Origin of the sequence: Streptomyces bullii (genome assembly GCF_042657145.1) — a bacterium.
GTDB classification, from domain to species: Bacteria; Actinomycetota; Actinomycetes; order Streptomycetales; family Streptomycetaceae; genus Streptomyces; species Streptomyces bullii.
In genome coordinates, this window is the sequence record NZ_JBHSNY010000008.1 from 256,399 (window position 1) to 272,714 (window position 16,316).

A 16,316-nucleotide genomic window follows, 5' to 3' on the forward strand; every position below is an offset into this window, starting at 1 on the left:
GTACGGCCGCGCGCAGAGGAGTACGTTTCAAACAGGAGTGGTGATCACTATGCGTACGGGCAGTGAGCCGGTGACCGCGCGCAGTGCGCTGCGGACGCGGTTCTGGCTGAGCGTGTGGGGCCTGGTGTGGGCGATCTTCGGAACGGTCGCCTTCGCACTCGTCGGCCGGCCCGGCTGGGCCGCCGCCTGCGGAGCACTGTCGCTGGTCGTCGCCATCGACATGGCCGTGATCCTCAGACACATCCGCCAGGGCCCGCACTACCAACCCGGCCCGGACATCCCGCCGTACCGCCCGCTGGACGACCACGGCGCGCCCCCGTACCGCCCGTCGCCGAAGCGGAAGCGGATGAGGATGAGGACGAGAAAGAGGGAGCGAGGGCGCGAACGCGACGTGCCCCCGTCGCCCCGGCCTCCGGAAGACCGTCCGTAGCAGACACTCACTGCGACAACTCACGTCCAGGTAGGCGGCGAAGACGCCCCGCTCACGCGTCGAACCGCGCCGCCTCCAGGTACTGCGGCTTCGGATCCAGGGCGGCCGCCAGCCGGAAGTGGCGCCTGGCCTGCTCGGGGCGCCCCTGCCGCTGATAGGTGCGCGCGAGCGCGAAGTGCGCGAAGGCGTTGTCCGGTTCGCGCTCCAGGACGATGGAGAACTCCAGCTCGGCGGGGCGCAACTGCGCCGCCGCGAAGAAGGCACGCGCCCGCAGCAGCCGCGCGGCGGTGTTCTCCGGGTGTGCGGCGATGACACCGTCGAGCAGCTTCACCGCGCCACGCGGGTCCCGCGCCGCGAGCAGTTGCTCGGCGGCGCGGAAGTCGATGACATGCGTCTCGGGAGTACGTCCGGTCGATCCGCTGGTCTCGGGCACGACACAGTCCTTCCCTCGCTGGGGTCCTTCAACGCCCCCTGAGCCGCCCGCTATTCCCGAGACGGCTGCGGGGACGACTGCTGGGGCGGCTGCGGGGAGGCCTGGGCGCGACGCACGAGCTCGGTCCACACCTCCCTGACCCGGCGCTCCAACTCGCCCAAGGGCACGTCGTTGTCGATGACGATGTCCGCGATCTCCAGGCGCTGCTCGCGGGTCGCCTGGGCGGCCATCCGCGCGCGGGCCTCCTCCTCGGTCATGCCGCGCAGCCGGACCAGCCGGTCGAGCTGGGTCTCGGGGCGCGCGTCGACGACGATCACGAGGTCGTACAGCGGCGCGAGGCCGTTCTCCGTCAGGAGCGGGACGTCGTGGACGACGACGGCGTCCTCGGCGGCGGCCTGCTCCAGCTCGCGGGAACGGGCGCCCACCAGGGGGTGCACGATCGAGTTGAGGACGGCCCGCTTCTCCGGGTCGGCGAAGACGATGGAGCCGAGTCTGGGCCGGTCCAGGCTGCCGTCCGCGGCGAGCACCTCCTCGCCGAAGGCCTCGACGACCGCCGCGAGACCGGGAGTGCCGGGCGCCACGACCTCGCGCGCGATGCGGTCCGCGTCGATCAGCACGGCCCCGCACTCCACCAGCAGCCGGGACACCTCACTCTTGCCGGCACCGATCCCGCCGGTCAGGCCCACTGTCAGCATGAGCGGAAGCTTAGGCCCTGCCACCGACAGGGCACTGCCCGGCCTCATCAGCACCGAGGCCCCCCGCCGACCCGTCAGTTGTCGCCTTCCCGCTCCGCCAGGAACCGCTCGAACTCCCGCCCGATCTCGTCGGCCGACGGGATCTCCACCGGCTCGGCGAGCATGTTGCCCCGGGTCTCGGCGCCGGCGGCTGCGTCGTACTGGTGCTCCAGGCCCTGGACGAGCGCGGTGAGCTCCTCGTCGCCCTCCCGGATCTGCCGGTCGATCTCGGTCTGGGTGCGGTGGGCGTCCGTGCGCAGCGCGTGCGCGATGCCCGGCAGCACCAGTCCGGTGGCCGCCGTGATGGCCTCCAGCACGGTCAGGGCCGCGTCGGGGTACGGGGAGCGGGCGATGTAGTGCGGCACGTGCGCGGCGACGCCCAGGACGTCGTGCCCCGCCTCCATCAGGCGGTACTCGACGAGGGACTCGGCGCTGCCCGGCACCTGGGCCTCCTCGAAGGGGCTGCGGTGGCCGGGGACGAGGTCCGTACGGTTGCCGTGCGGGGTGAGGCCCACGGGCCGGGTGTGCGGGACGCCCATGGGGATGCCGTGGAAGTTGACGGACAGGCGCACCCCGAGCCGCTCCACGATCTGCTTCACGGCGGCGGCGAAGCGCTCCCACTCCACGTCCGGCTCGGGTCCGGACAGCAGCAGGAAGGGCGCTCCGGTGGTGTCCTGGACGAGCCGCACCTCGATGGCGGGCTCCTCGTACTCGGTCCAGCGGTCGCGCTGGAAGGTCAGCAGCGGGCGGCGGGCACGGTAGTCGACGAGCCGGTCGTGGTCGAAGCGGGCGACGACCTGGTGGGGCAGCGAGTCGAGCAGCCGGTCGACGATCTGGTCGCCGGTCTCACCCGCGTCGATGTATCCGTCGAAGTGGTAGAGCATGACAAGGCCGGCCGACTCCTGGGCGAGTGCCATGTCCACCACGGCCAGGCCCTTCGGCTCCCATGCGTACAAACCCTGCGGATCAAGCACAGTGACCGCTCCTCCTTGTGTCCGTACATCACAACGTGACGCGGGGCACCCGCATTCCCAGCGGACGCGATCTTTGTCCGCCGCTGTGGAGGAGGCCGGGGAAACGACTGTGGGCCCACCCCGAAGGGTGGGCCCACAGTTTCGGCTAGTGCCTAGCTAGCGGGGTGCGCTCAGCTCTGGCCGCCGGCCAGCTTCTCGCGCAGCGCGGCCAGCGCCTCGTCCGACGCCAGGGCGCCGGAGTTGTCGCCGCCCTCGGACGAGTACGAACCGCCGGACGCGGCCGGAGCGGCGGCCTCGCCACCCTCGGAAGCGGCCTGGGCGTCCGCCTCGCGGGACTTGATGACCTGCGCCTGGTGCTGCTCGAAGCGGGCCTGCGCCTCGGCGTACTGGCGCTCCCACTCCTCGCGCTGCTTCTCGTAGCCCGGCAGCCAGTCGTTGGTCTCCGGGTCGAAGCCCTCGGGGTAGATGTAGTTGCCCTGGTCGTCGTAGGACGCGGCCATGCCGTACAGGGTCGGGTCGAACTCGACCGCGGACGGGTCGGCACCGAAGGACTCGTTGGCCTGCTTCAGCGAGAGGCTGATGCGGCGGCGCTCGAGGTCGATGTCGATGACCTTGACGAAGATCTCGTCGTTGACCTGGACGACCTGCTCCGGGATCTCCACGTGGCGCTCGGCCAGCTCGGAGATGTGGACCAGACCCTCGATGCCCTCGTCCACGCGGACGAACGCACCGAACGGAACCAGCTTCGTGACCTTGCCGGGCACGACCTGGCCGATCTGGTGGGTGCGGGCGAACTGCTGCCACGGGTCTTCCTGGGTCGCCTTCAGCGACAGGGAGACACGCTCGCGGTCCATGTCGACGTCGAGGACCTCGACGGTGACCTCCTGGCCCACCTCGACGACCTCGGACGGGTGGTCGATGTGCTTCCAGGACAGCTCGGAGACGTGGACCAGACCGTCGACGCCACCCAGGTCCACGAAGGCACCGAAGTTGACGATCGAGGAGACGACGCCGGAGCGGACCTGACCCTTCTGCAGGGTGGTGAGGAACGTCTGGCGGACCTCGGACTGGGTCTGCTCCAGCCAGGCACGGCGGGACAGGACCACGTTGTTGCGGTTCTTGTCCAGCTCGATGATCTTCGCCTCGAGCTCCTTGCCGACGTACGGCTGGAGGTCGCGGACACGGCGCATCTCGACCAGGGAGGCCGGCAGGAAGCCACGGAGGCCGATGTCGAGGATGAGACCACCCTTGACGACCTCGATGACGGTACCGGTGACGATGCCGTCCTCTTCCTTGATCTTCTCGATGGTGCCCCAGGCACGCTCGTACTGGGCGCGCTTCTTCGAGAGGATCAGGCGGCCTTCCTTGTCCTCCTTCTGGAGGACCAGGGCCTCGATCTCGTCGCCCACGGCGACGACCTCGTTCGGGTCGACGTCGTGCTTGATCGAGAGCTCGCGGCTCGGGATGACACCTTCGGTCTTGTAACCGATGTCGAGCAGGACCTCGTCCCGGTCGACCTTCACGATGACGCCGTCGACGATGTCGCCGTCGTTGAAGTACTTGATCGTCTCGTCGATCGCTGCGAGGAACGCTTCCTCGTTACCGATGTCGTTGACCGCTACCTGCGGGGTGGAAGCGGTGGTCTCGGTGCTGCTCGTCATGTGGAAAAGGGCTCCGGTACGGACATTAAGTCGTAGGTACTGCTCACGCTGGAGCCCGTTTCGCTCTGCAGAAGCCGGACAGCCAAGGAAGCGCCCCACCATTGGACTGGTGATGGCGCCTCGACAACCGAGGGGACATACAACAGATGCGAGCGCAGCCTGCTACGTCTGAGGTGCGCAGGCCCGCAGCGCAACTTGTAGCATACGGGGGCGGCCGGGCAGGGTCAATGCGCGAAGCCGCCCACCCGGGGCGGATCGCCGCAATCCCGGCACAAGTCCTTCCTCCCGAGGTCACGCGGACCCCGCGAAGTCCCCTTTGGGACACCACCGGGGACGGGCTGGACGGAAGAGTACGACGAAGGAGCCGATCATCCAAGAGCCCGAAGCGCCCGAACCGGAGGCCACCCGCCGAGACGCTGACGTCACTGAGAGCGCCCGGGCCAACCGGGGCTGGTGGGACCGCAACGCGGACGAGTACCAGACCGAGCACGGCACGTTCCTCGGCGACGACCGCTTCGTGTGGGGCCCGGAGGGCCTGGACGAGGTGGAGGCGGAGCTGCTCGGCCCGCCGGAGGAGCTGAAGGGGCGGGTCGTGCTGGAGATCGGCGCCGGCGCGGCCCAGTGTTCGCGCTGGCTCGCCGCCCAGGGCGCGCGTCCGGTCGCGCTGGACATCTCGCACCGGCAGCTGCAGCACGCGCTGCGCATCGGCGGATCGTTCCCTCTGGTGTGTGCCGACGCCGGCGCGCTGCCCTTCGCGGACGGCTCCTTCGACCTGGCCTGCTCGGCGTACGGGGCGCTGCCCTTCGTCGCCGATCCGCGGCAGGTGCTGCGGGAGGTGCGCCGGGTGCTGCGCCCGGGCGGCCGTCTCGTCTTCTCGGTGACGCATCCGATCCGCTGGGCGTTCCCGGACGAGCCGGGGCCGGAGGGGCTGACCGTCTCGGCCTCCTACTTCGACCGCACGCCGTACGTGGAGCAGGACGAGGAGGGCCGGGCGGTGTACGTCGAGCACCACAGGACGCTCGGCGACCGCGTCCGGGACATCGTGGCCTCGGGATTCCGGCTGGTGGACGTGGTGGAGCCGGAGTGGCCGGTCTGGAACACCTCCGAGTGGGGCGGCTGGTCCCCGCTGCGCGGGAACCTGATCCCGGGGACGGCGATCTTCGTGTGCGTACGAGACTGAGTGCGTGATCCGTTACGACGCTCTGGACGCCCTGCCCGTACGTGGTGCCCTGCCGGGTCTGAACGACGCCCTGGAGGGGCACGGGACCGCGGTGCTCGTCGCGCCGCCCGGGACGGGCAAGACGACCTTGGTGCCGCTCGCGCTGGCCGGGCTGCTCGGCGAGGGGCCACGGCGGCAGGTGGTCGTGGCGGAGCCGCGGCGGATCGCGGCACGGGCGGCGGCCCGGCGCATGGCGTGGCTGCTCGGTGAGAAGCCCGGCGAGAGCGTCGGCTACACCGTGCGCGGTGAACGCGTCGTCGGGCGGCACACGCGCGTGGAGGTCGTCACGACCGGTGTGCTGGTGCAGCGCCTGCAACGGGACCAGGAGCTGAACGGTGTGGACGTCGTCGTCCTCGACGAGTGCCACGAGCGGCATCTGGACGCGGACACGGCGGCGGCGTTCCTGTGGGACGTGCGCGAGTCGCTGCGGCCGGAGCTGCGGCTGGTGGCGGCGTCGGCGACGACCGACGCCGAGGGGTGGGCGCGGCTGCTGGGCGGGGCGCCGGTGGTCGAGGCGCGGGGGGCTTCGTATCCCGTCGAGGTGGTGTGGGCGCCGCCCGCGCGTCCGGTACGGCCGCCGCACGGCATGCGGGTCGATCCGGCGCTGCTGACGCACGTGGCGTCGGTGGTGCGGCGTGCCTTGGCGGTACGGGACGGTGACGTGCTGTGCTTCCTGCCCGGGGTCGGGGAGATCGCCCGGGTCGCCGGGCAGCTGGGCGGTCTGGAGGGCCTCGGGGACGTCGAGGTGCTGCAGGTGCACGGGCGGGCGCCGGCGGCCGTGCAGGACGCGGCGCTGGCTCCCGGGGAGCGGCGCCGGGTGGTGCTGGCGACCTCGGTGGCCGAGTCGTCGCTGACGGTGCCGGGCGTGCGAGTGGTGGTGGACTCGGGGCTCGCCCGTGAGCCGCGCGTGGACCACGCGCGCGGGTTGAGCGCCCTGACCACGGTACGGGCCTCGCAGGCGGCCGGGCGGCAGCGGGCGGGGCGGGCCGGGCGTGAGGCGCCGGGAGCGGTGTACCGGTGCTGGTCGGAGGCCGAGGACGGGCGTCTGCCGCGGTTCCCCTCCCCCGAGATCAAGGTGGCCGACCTGACGGCGTTCGCCCTTCAGGTGGCGTGCTGGGGGGATCCTGAGGCGTCCGGACTGGCGTTGCTGGATCCGCCGCCGGGCGGGGCCATGGCGGCGGCGCGGTCGGTGCTGTCCGCGATCGGCGCGGTGGACGCCGCCGGGCGGGCCACGGAGCGGGGGGCGCGGCTGGCTCGGCTGGGCGTGCATCCCCGGCTGGGGCGGGCGCTGCTGGACGCCGGTGCCTTCGGCGAGGCGGCCGAAGTCGTGGCCCTGCTCAGCGAGGAGGCGCCGCGGGAGTACGGGGACGATCTCGCCGGTGCTCTGCGGGCCGTGCGGCGTGGGGGTGACGCCTACGCGGGGCGCTGGCGGGCGGAGGTCCGGCGGCTGCGGTCCGCCGTTGCGGAGATGCCCCGCCCGCCCGTCGGCGACTCCCCTCCGCGGGGGCCGAAGGCCGGCGGGTGGGCGGACGCCTCGGTGGACCGGCTGGTCGGGGTCGTCGCCGCTCTCGCCTTTCCCGAGCGTGTCGCCAGAGCCGACGGCGGGTCGTATCTCATGGTGTCCGGCACCCGGGCCGAGGTGGGTGAGGGCAGCGCGTTGCGCGGTGCTCCCTGGATCGCCGTCGCCGTGGCCGACCGGCCCGTCGGCGAGGGGCACGCGCGCGTGCGGCTCGGGGCGGTCGTCGACGAGGAGGTCGCCCGGCTCGCGGCGGGGGTGCTGCGCGAGGAACGGGACGAGGTCCGATGGAGCGACGGGGACGTCGTGGCGCGGCGCGTCGAACGGCTGGGGGCCGTCGAGCTGGCGGTGCGTCCGCTCAGGGACCCCGGCCCCGGCCTGGTACGGGCCGCGCTGCTCGACGGGCTCCATCAGGAGGGCCTGGGGCTGCTGCGCTGGTCGCCGGATGCGGTGCTCCTGCGGCAGCGGCTCGCCTTTCTCCGCCTGCGTCTGGGTGAGCCCTGGCCGGACGTCTCGGACGAGGCTCTGCACGCGCGCGTGGAGGAGTGGTTGGAGCCGGAGCTCGGCAGGGCCCGGCGGCGTGCCGACCTCGGGCGGATCGATGCCGGTCAGGCGCTCGGCCGGCTGCTGCCCTGGGCGTCGGGGGAGGCCGCCCGCCTCGACGAGCTCGCCCCCGAGCGGATCACCGTGCCCAGCGGGTCACGGATCCGGATCGACTACTCCGACCCGGAGCGGCCCGTGCTCGCGGTGAAGCTGCAGGAGATGTTCGGGGCGCAGAAGTCGCCGCAGATCGCCGGGGTGCCCCTCCTCGTCCACCTGCTCTCCCCCGCGGGACGGCCCGCCGCGGTCACCGCCGACCTCGCCTCCTTCTGGAGGGACGGCTACCGGGGCGTGCGGGCGGAGCTGCGCGGCCGGTATCCGAAGCATCCGTGGCCCGAGGACCCGGCCGTGGCCGAGCCGACCCGGCACACCAACGCGCGGCTCCGGCGGTGACCTGGGCGGCTCAGGCGGTGACCGGGGCCGGTTCGGCGGACTTCGCGCCGGCCGGGCCCCGGCGGCGTCCACGGGCCTCCAGGTGGAGCGACAGGGACAGCAGCAGCACGCCGAGGGTCAGGAAGCCCCACGGCAGGTACGACGTCATGAGCAGGATGGGCACGCGCTGGGACTTCACCAGGTCGACGGTGTGGTTGACGTAGTCCTCCCGCATCTTCACATGGCCCGCGAAGGCGGTGACCTTGTCGCGGTCCCCGAGGAGGCTGCCGCCGCGCAGTTCCTCCCGGTGGATCTCCTCGCCGTACACGGGGGCGCCGGTGACGGGTTCGACCCAGAACCTGCGGACCGTGGTGTACCAGCGGGTCGTGCCGGTCCGGGCGACCGACTCGGCTGTGAGGCCCTTCACGGGCAGGGTCTTGGGGAACCTCACCTTCGTCCAGGGGATGGTCTGCTCGAAGCAGTAGACCTCAAGGCCGCGGAAGTCCCGGACGCCCCGGTAGTGGATGGGGGCGGTGACGCGCGCCTGGGCGTCGAAGTACGCGTAGTCCCGTTTCTCGGTCAGGAAGGGCCACTTGAACTCCAGGCCTTCGCGGCGGACGGGGTCGCCGTCGACCATCTCGCCGGCGGTGTGGACGGGTTCCTGGGTGTGGGCGTCGAAGACGTAGCGCTCGGGGATCGTGGACACCGTCTTTCCGTCGGCGTCCACGACGTAGGACAGGCCGTCCCAGACGACCACGTCCCGGTCCGTGGTCCTCTCGATCCGTTCGGAGGCCTCCACGTTGCCCCTGAGCGTCTGCACGATGGTGACCTCGGGGACCTTCCTGGCCCGCATGGTGGTGTAGTCGAGGAGGGTGGCCTCCTTCGCCACCAGGACCATGTGCTGGTAGTGGTGCGCCGGGACCTTGGCCAGGCGCGGGTAGGCGTACCAGCGCAGCAGCGGGGACAGCGCGGTGAAGAACACGGCGAAGGCGAGCAGGACCAGGCTGGCCTTGCGGCGCATGGCGGCCTCCCTCCCGGGCGGGCGGTCAGGGGTGTGCGGGCACCGTCGTCAGCAGGGGCTTGGGGGACGTCTCCCCCGTGGGAGAGCCCAGGGCGGTCATCGTCAGGACCAGGGCGCACGCGAGGGCGAGACCGGTCGCGGCGGCGATCAGGGCGCGCATGCGGGGCCTCCCGGTGAAGCCAAGCTGATACATCGTCAGATCGGGGCACCGTAGCAACGGGCGGCGGGGATGAGAACACGTCGCACACACGACGATCGCCCCTCCCGGGCGGGAGGGGCGTCGCGGCCGCGGCGGGCGGACGGCTATCCGCCGGAGCCGTCCGACGGGCTGGTGGACGGGCTCGGGGAAGGGCTGGGCGACGACGTCTCCGCCGCCGCCACGGTCAGCTCGACGGTGAGCAGCGCGCCGCCCTCGGTGGTGACGCGCAGCAGGAACGTGCCGGTGGTGTCGTCCGCGTACAGCTGCGGCAGCTTCAGCAGGCCGTTCCCGTCCGTCCGCAGGTCTGTGAGCGTACGGACGGCCTTTCCGTCGGCGTCCTTGAAGTAGGGGCCCTTGTCGTTGACGGCCGGGTCGTCGGCCGACTTGATGAGCGTTGCGGTGGCCGCCACCTTGTCCGCGACGGCGCCCTTGTACGTGGCCTTCACCTCGACCGGGTTGGCGAACTCGCCGCCCGGGGTGCAGGTCAGCGGCGCGTCGCTGGTGCGCACGAGGGTGTCGGCGGCGCGTTCGGTGACGGTGGCCGCGTAGTCCAGGCCCCGGACGGCCCGGCCCACGACGGTGGCGCGGACGACGAACTCGCCCGTCTTCTCGCCCGCGCGCAGGGCGGGCGCGACGGCCACGCCGGAGCTGTTGGTGACGACTGTGGCCACGCTCTCGCCACCGGTGAAGGTGGCGTCGGTGTCGCCGACGACGGTGAAGCGGATCCGCACCTTCCCGACCGCCTTGCCGGCCTCCGTCTCGGCCCGGGTGCTGATCTTCGCGGAGAACGCGTCGCCGGCCATCGCGGTGAGCTTCGCCGTGCCCGCGTCCTCGAGGTGGTGGACCGTGTCGGTGGGAGTGGACGGGGGAGCCGGGGGGGTCGGGGGCGGCGGGGTGGGGCTCGGCGAGCCCGGCGCGGGCGTCGTGGGCGGCTTCGGGTTCGTCGGGGTGTCGCCGGGGTTGTCGGGCCTGTCGCCGCTCGGCGGTGTCGTGCCCGGCGTCCTGGGCTCCTGGGGCGACGGCTTGGGACCGGCCGCATCCTTGTCGTCGCTGCGCCCCACAGGGAGGGTGCCGGTGCCGTCCGGGATCTCGTGAGTGCCCTTGCGGTAGTACTCCAGCCAGGACAGGACCCGGTGCAGGTAGTCCTGCGAGTTGTTGTAGCTGAGGATGGCGCGGTTGAGGTCGGCCTGGACGGACAGGTCCCAGCCGAAGCGGCACAGGTAGTGGCCGGCGGCGAGCGCGGCGTCGTAGATGTTGTTGGGGTCTTCCTTGCCGTCGCCGTTGCCGTCGCGGCCCGCCCACTCCCAGGTGGACGGGATGAACTGCATGGGGCCGACGGCACGGTCGTACGAACTGTCCCCGTCGTACGCGCCGCCGTCGGTGTCCCTGATGTTCGCGAAGCCGTTGCCGTTGAGCTGTGGGCCGAGGATCGGGGAGAGCGTGGTGCCGTCGGCGCTGACGCGGCCGCCGCGGGCCTGGCCGGACTCCACCTTGCCGATGGCGGCGAGGAGTTGCCAGGGCAGGTTGCAGCCCGGCTTGGACTCGCCCAGCGAGTCCGCCGCCTTCTTGTAGGCGTCGAGGACCGTCGCGGGGATGCCCGCCTCGGTCGTGCCCGGGGCGGCGGGGGTGGTGCCCGTGGTCGGCGACGGGTTCGGGCTGTTCAGCGGCGGCAGGTCCGTGTAGTACGGCGAGTTGCCGGTCGCGCTGCCGTCGGCGTCGGCTTCGGGTGAGGGTGTGGCGTCCGACGCGGTCTGTCTGCCGTGGCTGTCGGCCGTGACGTCCGGAGCCTGGGACGCGGACAGGGCCGCCACCGCGGCCGCTGCCAAGGCGGTGGTAGCCGCCCCCTTGCGCAGCCTCCTGCCGAATTGCGCCGCCATAGAGTGAACCCCTCCCGTGGACGCCCGAGCGCCCGTCTCTGTCTGTCGTGTCGCTCTGGTGTGACGATCGACCCGCCCCACGGGTTGCCCCTCGGCGGGTAAGTCTCTGTTCTGTTGCGTCCTGTTCCCGCGCTCCCTGGCACGGCGACCCTCGCGACCCTACGACAACTTGCTTTCCTCGGGCACCCGTTCGGGTCCGGTTTTCACCGATTGACCACGCCCGGCCGCTACGGGCCGGAGCGCGCGGTGTCGCGCATACTGGGGCCGGTGATCAACGGGGGCCGACCGGGCTCCTCAACGACCTTCGTGAGGTGCCGAGTTGCCGTTCACACTGAGTCATGCGGCGGCCGTGCTGCCCGCCGTCCGCGCCGACGGAACCGGCCGGGGCGCGTTGGTGCCGGCCGTCCTCGTGGCGGGTTCCTTCGCACCCGACATGACCTACTACGCGGCGAGTGTCCTGTCCGGGGCGATGGAGTTCGGCGACGTCACGCACTCGTTCCCGGGCGTGTTCACGGTCGACGTGCTCGTCGCCTGGGTGCTGGTGGGACTGTGGCTGCTGGTGCGCGAGCCGCTGGTGGCGCTGTTGCCGCGCGCCTGGCAGGGGCGGGTGGGGTGGTGGGTGCGCTGCGGCACGGCACACGCGCGTGTACGGCCGTCGCTGGTGCTGCGCTGGTACGTGTCCGCCGTGCTGGGTGCGCTCACGCACGTCGTCCTGGACGCGTTCACCCATCTCGACCGGTGGGGGATGCGGCTTTTCCCCGTACTGGGGCAGGAGGTGGCGGGCTCGCCGCTGTACTGGTACCTGCAGTACGGCGGTTCGGCGGTGGCCGCGGTGGTCATCGCCGTGTTCGTGACGTACGCGCTGCGCCGGGCGCCCCGGGCGGAGCCGGTCGGGGTCGCGGCGCTGTCCGTACGGGACCGGTGGTGGGCCGGTGCGCTGATCGGCGGCTGCGCGCTGGTGGCGGCGGTGCGGCGGGCGTCGGGGTGGTGGGAGTACTGGGGGGCGACCGCGCGTCCCTGGGAGCTGATCCCCACGGTCTGTTTCGGGGCGGGCGCGGGGCTCGTGCTGGGGGTGCTGGCGTACGCCGTGGCCGTCAGGGTGTGGCGCCCGGCTCCCGTCCCTGCGGGTCCCTGCGACGTCGGTGCGGAGCCGAGCCGTCCGGCAGTGCGCTGAGGGTGTCGGTCGTCGCGATGAACACGGTGAGGGTGGGCGCCGGCCGGGACCGCGGCAGCAGCGCGAGGACGAGCGTGAGGTAGCCGCGGGCCAACTCGGCCCACAGCCGCCAGGCGGACGGCTGGGTGGTGAGTGCAGGGGTGGGGGGTCGAGCAGCGGGGGCGCCGGCCGTGCTGTTGTAGCCGGCTGAGCCTTTGAGGCCCACTGACCCTTTGGGTTCCACTGAGCCGTTGAGGTCCGCTGAGCCTTGGAAACCGGGCGAGCCGGTCAAGCCCGTCGAGACGGTGGAGCCGGTGGGCCGCCATCTGTCGGCGACATGACGCCGCAGGTCGGCCGTGGCGTGCCGCATGGCCGTGGTGAGGGTGGCGGGGATGCGGCCGGTACTGGCGGCGGCCGCGAAGGCCGGGACCCACGGGGGCACCTCGCGGGCGGCTCGGTCGGCACCTGCCCCCGCACGCGCGGATGCCGACCGACAGAGAAGCAGTCGTATGCCCATGCCCCGCATCCTGGCGGTCGCGGAAGGCCTCGGCTTTTTCGTGGGGGCCGGGTGGGTGAAGGGGATGGCGGCGCCCGGGGGCGCCCGGCCAACCCCGCAGCCGCCCAGGAGGGGCAGCGGGCCGCGGGTCAGCGGCCCGCAGGGCACCGTCTGCCTCGTACGGGCAGGTACGCCCAGCAGAACGGCCCCTGCCGACCCTCGCAGGGGGAGGCACTCGGGCAGACGACGGCAGCTCCGCCCGGGAGGGGCAGCCCGCCGCACGACGCCCGGCCCCACCCCGCACGGGGAGGCGCGCCAGCAGAACCCACTTGCCCGCCCTCCCGCGGGGGAGGCGCTCCGGCAGCAAGACCTCGGCCCTGCTCCGCACCGGGCAGCCCCGCCGCACGACACGCAGGCCCACCGCGCGGGGAGGCACGCCGGCAGAACACCCTGCCCACCCCCGGAGGGGCTAGTGCGCTGCCGACTCCCAGTCCGGGCCCGCGCCCACCGAGACGCCCAGGGGGACGCGGAGGTGGACCGCGTTCGCCATTTCCCGGCGGACCAGTTCCTCCGCCGTGGCCCGCTCTCCGGGGGCGATCTCCAGGACGATTTCGTCGTGGACCTGCAGGAGCATGCGGGACTTCAGGCCGGCCTCCCGCAGCGCCTGGTCCACCTTGAGCATGGCGATCTTGACGATGTCGGCCGCCGTGCCCTGGATCGGCGCGTTGAGGGCCATCCGCTCCGCCGCCTCACGGCGCTGGCGGTTGTCGCTGTTGAGTTCGGGCAGGTAGCGGCGACGCCCGAAGAGCGTGGCCGTGTAGCCCGTCGCCCTGGCCTCGTCGACCGCACGGCGCAGATAGTCCCGTACGCCGCCGAAGCGCTCGAAGTACGCATCCATCAGGGCACGGGCCTCGGCGGCCTCGATGTTCAGCTGCTGAGACAGGCCGAATACGGACAGTCCGTAGGCCAGGCCGTACGACATGGCCTTGATCTTGCGGCGCATCTCGGCGTCCACCGCGGTGGGCTCGACCGAGAACACCTGCGAGGCGGCGGTGGTGTGCAGGTCCTCGCCCGAGGTGAACGCCTCGATCAGGCCCTCGTCCTCGGACAGGTGGGCCATCACCCGCAGCTCGATCTGGCTGTAGTCCGCCGTCATCAGGGACTCGAAGCCCTCACCCACGACGAAGCCGCGGCGGATGGCCCGGCCCTCGTCGGTGCGGACCGGGATGTTCTGCAGGTTCGGGTCGGTCGACGACAGGCGGCCCGTCGCGGCGACGGTCTGGTTGAACGTGGTGTGGATACGGCCGTCCGCGGCGATGGTCTTGATCAGGCCCTCGACGGTGACGCGCAGCTTGGCCTGCTCACGGTGGCGGAGCATGATCACCGGGAGCTCGTTGTCGGTCTGGGTGGCCAGCCAGGCCAGGGCGTCGGCGTCGGTGGTGTAGCCGGTCTTGGTCTTCTTCGTCTTCGGCAGGGCCAGCTCGCCGAAGAGGACTTCCTGGAGCTGCTTGGGCGAGCCCAGGTTGAACTCGTGCCCGGCCGCCGCGTGCGCCTCCTTCACGGCCTGCTGCACGGCGCCGGCGAACATCTGCTCCATGGCCTCCAGGTGGGCCCGGTCGGCCGCGATGCCGTGCCGCTCCATGCGGGCCAGCAGCGCCGACGTGGGAAGCTCCACGTCGCGCAGCAGGTCGGCGGCGCCGACGTCCTCCAGCCGGCTCTCGAAGGCCTGCCCCAGGTCGAGGACGGCCCGGGCCTGGATCATGAGCGCCTCGGCCTCGGCGCCTTCGTCCGCACCGAAGGCCAGCTGGCCGTCGGCCGCGGCGGCGGGGGCGAGCTCGCGGTGCAGGTACTCCAGGGACAGCGCGTCCAGGTCGAAGGACCGGCGGCCCGGCTTGACCAGGTAGGCGGCGAGCGCGGTGTCCATGGTGACGCCCTCGACGGTCCAGCCGTGCTCGGCGAAGACGCGCATCGCGCCCTTGGCGTTGTGGAGGACCTTGGGCCGGTCCGCGTCGGCGAGCCAGGTCGCGAACGCCCTCTCGTCGGTCTCGTCCAGCTGGGACGGGTCGAACCAGGCGGCGGCCCCGCCGGGCGCGGCGAGCGCGGCCTCGGCGACCGAACCCGTACCGAGCGCCCAGGCGTCGACCGTGGCGACACCGAGGACCTGCGTTCCGTGCTCAGCGAGCCAGGGGGCCAGCTCGCCGGTGCCCAGCACCGTGCCGTCCAGCTCCACACCGTCCGCCGCGATGGGGGTGACCTCGGCCTCCTCCGCGCCGGGGTCGACGGCGAAGAGCCGCTCGCGCAGCGAGGGGTTCCTGATCTCCAGGGTGTCCAGGACCATCGCGACGGCCTTGCGGTCGTACGGCGCCCGGGCGAGGTCGGCGACGCCCCTGGACAGCTCCACCCGCCGCTCCAGCTCGGTGAGCCGGCGGTTGAGCTTGACGGCCTCCAGGTGGTCGCGCAGGTTCTGCCCGGCCTTGCCCTTGACCTCGTCGACGCGTTCGACCAGCTCGGCGAAGGACCCGAACTGGTTGATCCACTTGGCGGCCGTCTTCTCGCCGACGCCCGGGATGCCCGGCAGGTTGTCCGACGGGTCGCCGCGCAGCGCCGCGAAGTCGGGGTACTGGGCGGGCGTCAACCCGTACTTCTCGAAGACCTTCTCCGGGGTGAACCGGGTCAGCTCCGAGACGCCCTTCGTCGGATACAGCACGGTCGTGTGCTCGCTGACCAGCTGGAAGGAATCCCGGTCGCCGGTGACGATCAGCACCTCGAAGCCCTCGGCCTCGGCCTGCGTGGCGAGCGTGGCGATGACGTCGTCGGCCTCGTAGCCCTCGACGGCGAAGCGGGCGGCGTTCATGGCGTCGAGCAGCTCGCAGATCAGCTCGACCTGGCCCTTGAACTCATCCGGCGTCTTGGAGCGGTTCGCCTTGTACTCCGTGAACTCCTCGGACCGCCAGGTCTTGCGCGAGACGTCGAACGCGACCGCGAAGTGGGTGGGCTCCTCGTCGCGCAGGGTGTTGGCGAGCATCGACGCGAAGCCGTAGATCGCGTTCGTCGGCTGGCCGGTCGCGGTGGTGAAGTTCTCCGCGGGCAGCGCGAAGAACGCGCGGTAGGCCAGCGAGTGCCCGTCCATGAGCATCAGGCGCGGGCGGCTGCCGCCGGAGGGGGTGTCGGTCGTCTTCGATGCTGTCTCTGCCACGCCCCCGATCCTGCCACGAGCCACCGACAGTCGGTCCCGGCCCCGGTCCGGTCCGCCGGGGCGGCGGCCGAAGGGCGGGCGGACGGACGGTGCGGAGGGTTCGGTACGGCGTGACCGCACCCCGGCAGACGCGCAGGTACAGCCGGACCGCCGGACCGCCAGACCGCCTGCGGCCGGACAGGAAGGCGGACGGAACGGACCGGAGGGAAGGACCGGAAGGAGCGGACCGGACGGCGGGCAGGAGGAGGCGGACCGCAGCGGACCGAGAAGGCGGGCAGGAAGGAGCGGACCGGACGGCGGGCAGGAAGAGGCGGACCGCAGCGGACCGAGAAGGCGGGCAGGAAGGAGCGGACCGGACGGCGGGCAGGAAGAGGCGGACCGCAGCGGACCGAGAAGGCGGGCAGGAAGGAGCGGACCGGACGGCGGGCAGGAAGC

Annotated in this window: 11 protein-coding genes and 1 pseudogene; 4 read left to right on the forward strand and 8 right to left on the reverse strand. The window is 72.3% G+C overall.

Features of this window, described 5'->3' with window-relative positions; genetic code table 11:
• Window positions 1–49 precede the first annotated feature (49 nt).
• Window positions 50–295: pseudogene (locus tag ACFPZJ_RS24090) on the forward strand (DUF6343 family protein); the annotation flags it as partial.
• Window positions 296–482: 187 nt separating this feature from the next.
• Here the strand turns inward: ACFPZJ_RS24090 and ACFPZJ_RS24095 are convergent.
• The 4 genes from ACFPZJ_RS24095 to rpsA all read right to left on the reverse strand — a co-directional run bounded on the left by ACFPZJ_RS24095 (window position 483) and on the right by rpsA (window position 4,232).
• Window positions 483–863 carry a tetratricopeptide repeat protein gene (locus ACFPZJ_RS24095; RefSeq protein ID WP_381025245.1) on the reverse strand — a complete coding sequence of 127 codons (381 nt, stop codon included), beginning with the start codon at window positions 861–863 and terminating at the stop codon, window positions 483–485.
• A 50-nt stretch (window positions 864–913) separates the two neighbouring features.
• Complete coding sequence (gene coaE / locus ACFPZJ_RS24100; RefSeq protein WP_381025248.1) at window positions 914–1,558, reverse strand: dephospho-CoA kinase; 645 nt, start codon at window positions 1,556–1,558, stop codon at window positions 914–916.
• A 74-nt stretch (window positions 1,559–1,632) separates the two neighbouring features.
• Window positions 1,633–2,571, reverse strand: a complete 939-nt coding sequence (locus tag ACFPZJ_RS24105; protein WP_381025250.1) for a PAC2 family protein — start codon at window positions 2,569–2,571, stop codon at window positions 1,633–1,635.
• Between the two features lie 170 nt (window positions 2,572–2,741).
• The gene (gene rpsA, locus ACFPZJ_RS24110) at window positions 2,742–4,232 is read right to left on the reverse strand and encodes a 30S ribosomal protein S1 (RefSeq protein WP_381025252.1); all 1,491 of its coding nucleotides are present in this window, start codon (window positions 4,230–4,232) and stop codon (window positions 2,742–2,744) included.
• A gap of 316 nt (window positions 4,233–4,548) precedes the next feature.
• Here rpsA and ACFPZJ_RS24115 point away from each other — a divergent pair, with 316 nt between their 5' ends.
• Both ACFPZJ_RS24115 and hrpB read left to right on the forward strand, forming a co-directional pair.
• On the forward strand, window positions 4,549–5,412 hold the full coding sequence (locus tag ACFPZJ_RS24115) for a class I SAM-dependent methyltransferase (protein WP_381025254.1): 864 nt from the start codon (window positions 4,549–4,551) through the stop codon (window positions 5,410–5,412).
• A gap of 4 nt (window positions 5,413–5,416) precedes the next feature.
• On the forward strand, window positions 5,417–7,960 hold the full coding sequence (gene hrpB, locus ACFPZJ_RS24120) for an ATP-dependent helicase HrpB (RefSeq protein WP_381025257.1): 2,544 nt from the start codon (window positions 5,417–5,419) through the stop codon (window positions 7,958–7,960).
• A gap of 10 nt (window positions 7,961–7,970) precedes the next feature.
• Here hrpB and pgfA read toward each other — a convergent pair whose 3' ends face one another.
• From pgfA to ACFPZJ_RS24135, 3 genes are all read right to left on the reverse strand, one after another.
• Entirely contained in the window at window positions 7,971–8,960 is a 990-nt protein-coding gene (pgfA, locus tag ACFPZJ_RS24125) for a cell envelope lipid trafficking protein PgfA (protein ID WP_381025259.1), read from the reverse strand.
• A gap of 25 nt (window positions 8,961–8,985) precedes the next feature.
• A complete protein-coding gene (locus ACFPZJ_RS24130; RefSeq protein ID WP_381025262.1) occupies window positions 8,986–9,120 on the reverse strand; it encodes an SPW_0924 family protein in 135 nt (44 codons plus the stop codon).
• Between the two features lie 143 nt (window positions 9,121–9,263).
• Window positions 9,264–11,036, reverse strand: coding sequence for a lytic transglycosylase domain-containing protein (locus ACFPZJ_RS24135; RefSeq protein ID WP_381025264.1), 1,773 nt, complete (start codon window positions 11,034–11,036; stop codon window positions 9,264–9,266).
• A gap of 319 nt (window positions 11,037–11,355) precedes the next feature.
• Here ACFPZJ_RS24135 and ACFPZJ_RS24140 point away from each other — a divergent pair, with 319 nt between their 5' ends.
• Window positions 11,356–12,210: a DUF4184 family protein gene (locus ACFPZJ_RS24140; RefSeq protein WP_381025267.1), complete on the forward strand. Its 855-nt coding sequence runs from the start codon at window positions 11,356–11,358 to the stop codon at window positions 12,208–12,210.
• Between the two features lie 944 nt (window positions 12,211–13,154).
• Here ACFPZJ_RS24140 and polA read toward each other — a convergent pair.
• The gene (polA, locus tag ACFPZJ_RS24145) at window positions 13,155–15,881 is read right to left on the reverse strand and encodes a DNA polymerase I (protein WP_381025269.1); all 2,727 of its coding nucleotides are present in this window, start codon (window positions 15,879–15,881) and stop codon (window positions 13,155–13,157) included.
• Window positions 15,882–16,316 lie beyond the last annotated feature (435 nt).

Coding starts and splice junctions, on each gene's coding strand:
- coaE (WP_381025248.1), bottom strand. CDS start 1,558: ATGCTGACAGTGGGCCTGACCGGCGGGATCGGTGCCGGCAAGAGTGAG.
- rpsA (WP_381025252.1), bottom strand. CDS start 4,232: ATGACGAGCAGCACCGAGACCACCGCTTCCACCCCGCAGGTAGCGGTC.
- ACFPZJ_RS24135 (WP_381025264.1), bottom strand. CDS start 11,036: ATGGCGGCGCAATTCGGCAGGAGGCTGCGCAAGGGGGCGGCTACCACC.
- pgfA (WP_381025259.1), bottom strand. CDS start 8,960: ATGCGCCGCAAGGCCAGCCTGGTCCTGCTCGCCTTCGCCGTGTTCTTC.
- ACFPZJ_RS24130 (WP_381025262.1), bottom strand. CDS start 9,120: ATGCGCGCCCTGATCGCCGCCGCGACCGGTCTCGCCCTCGCGTGCGCC.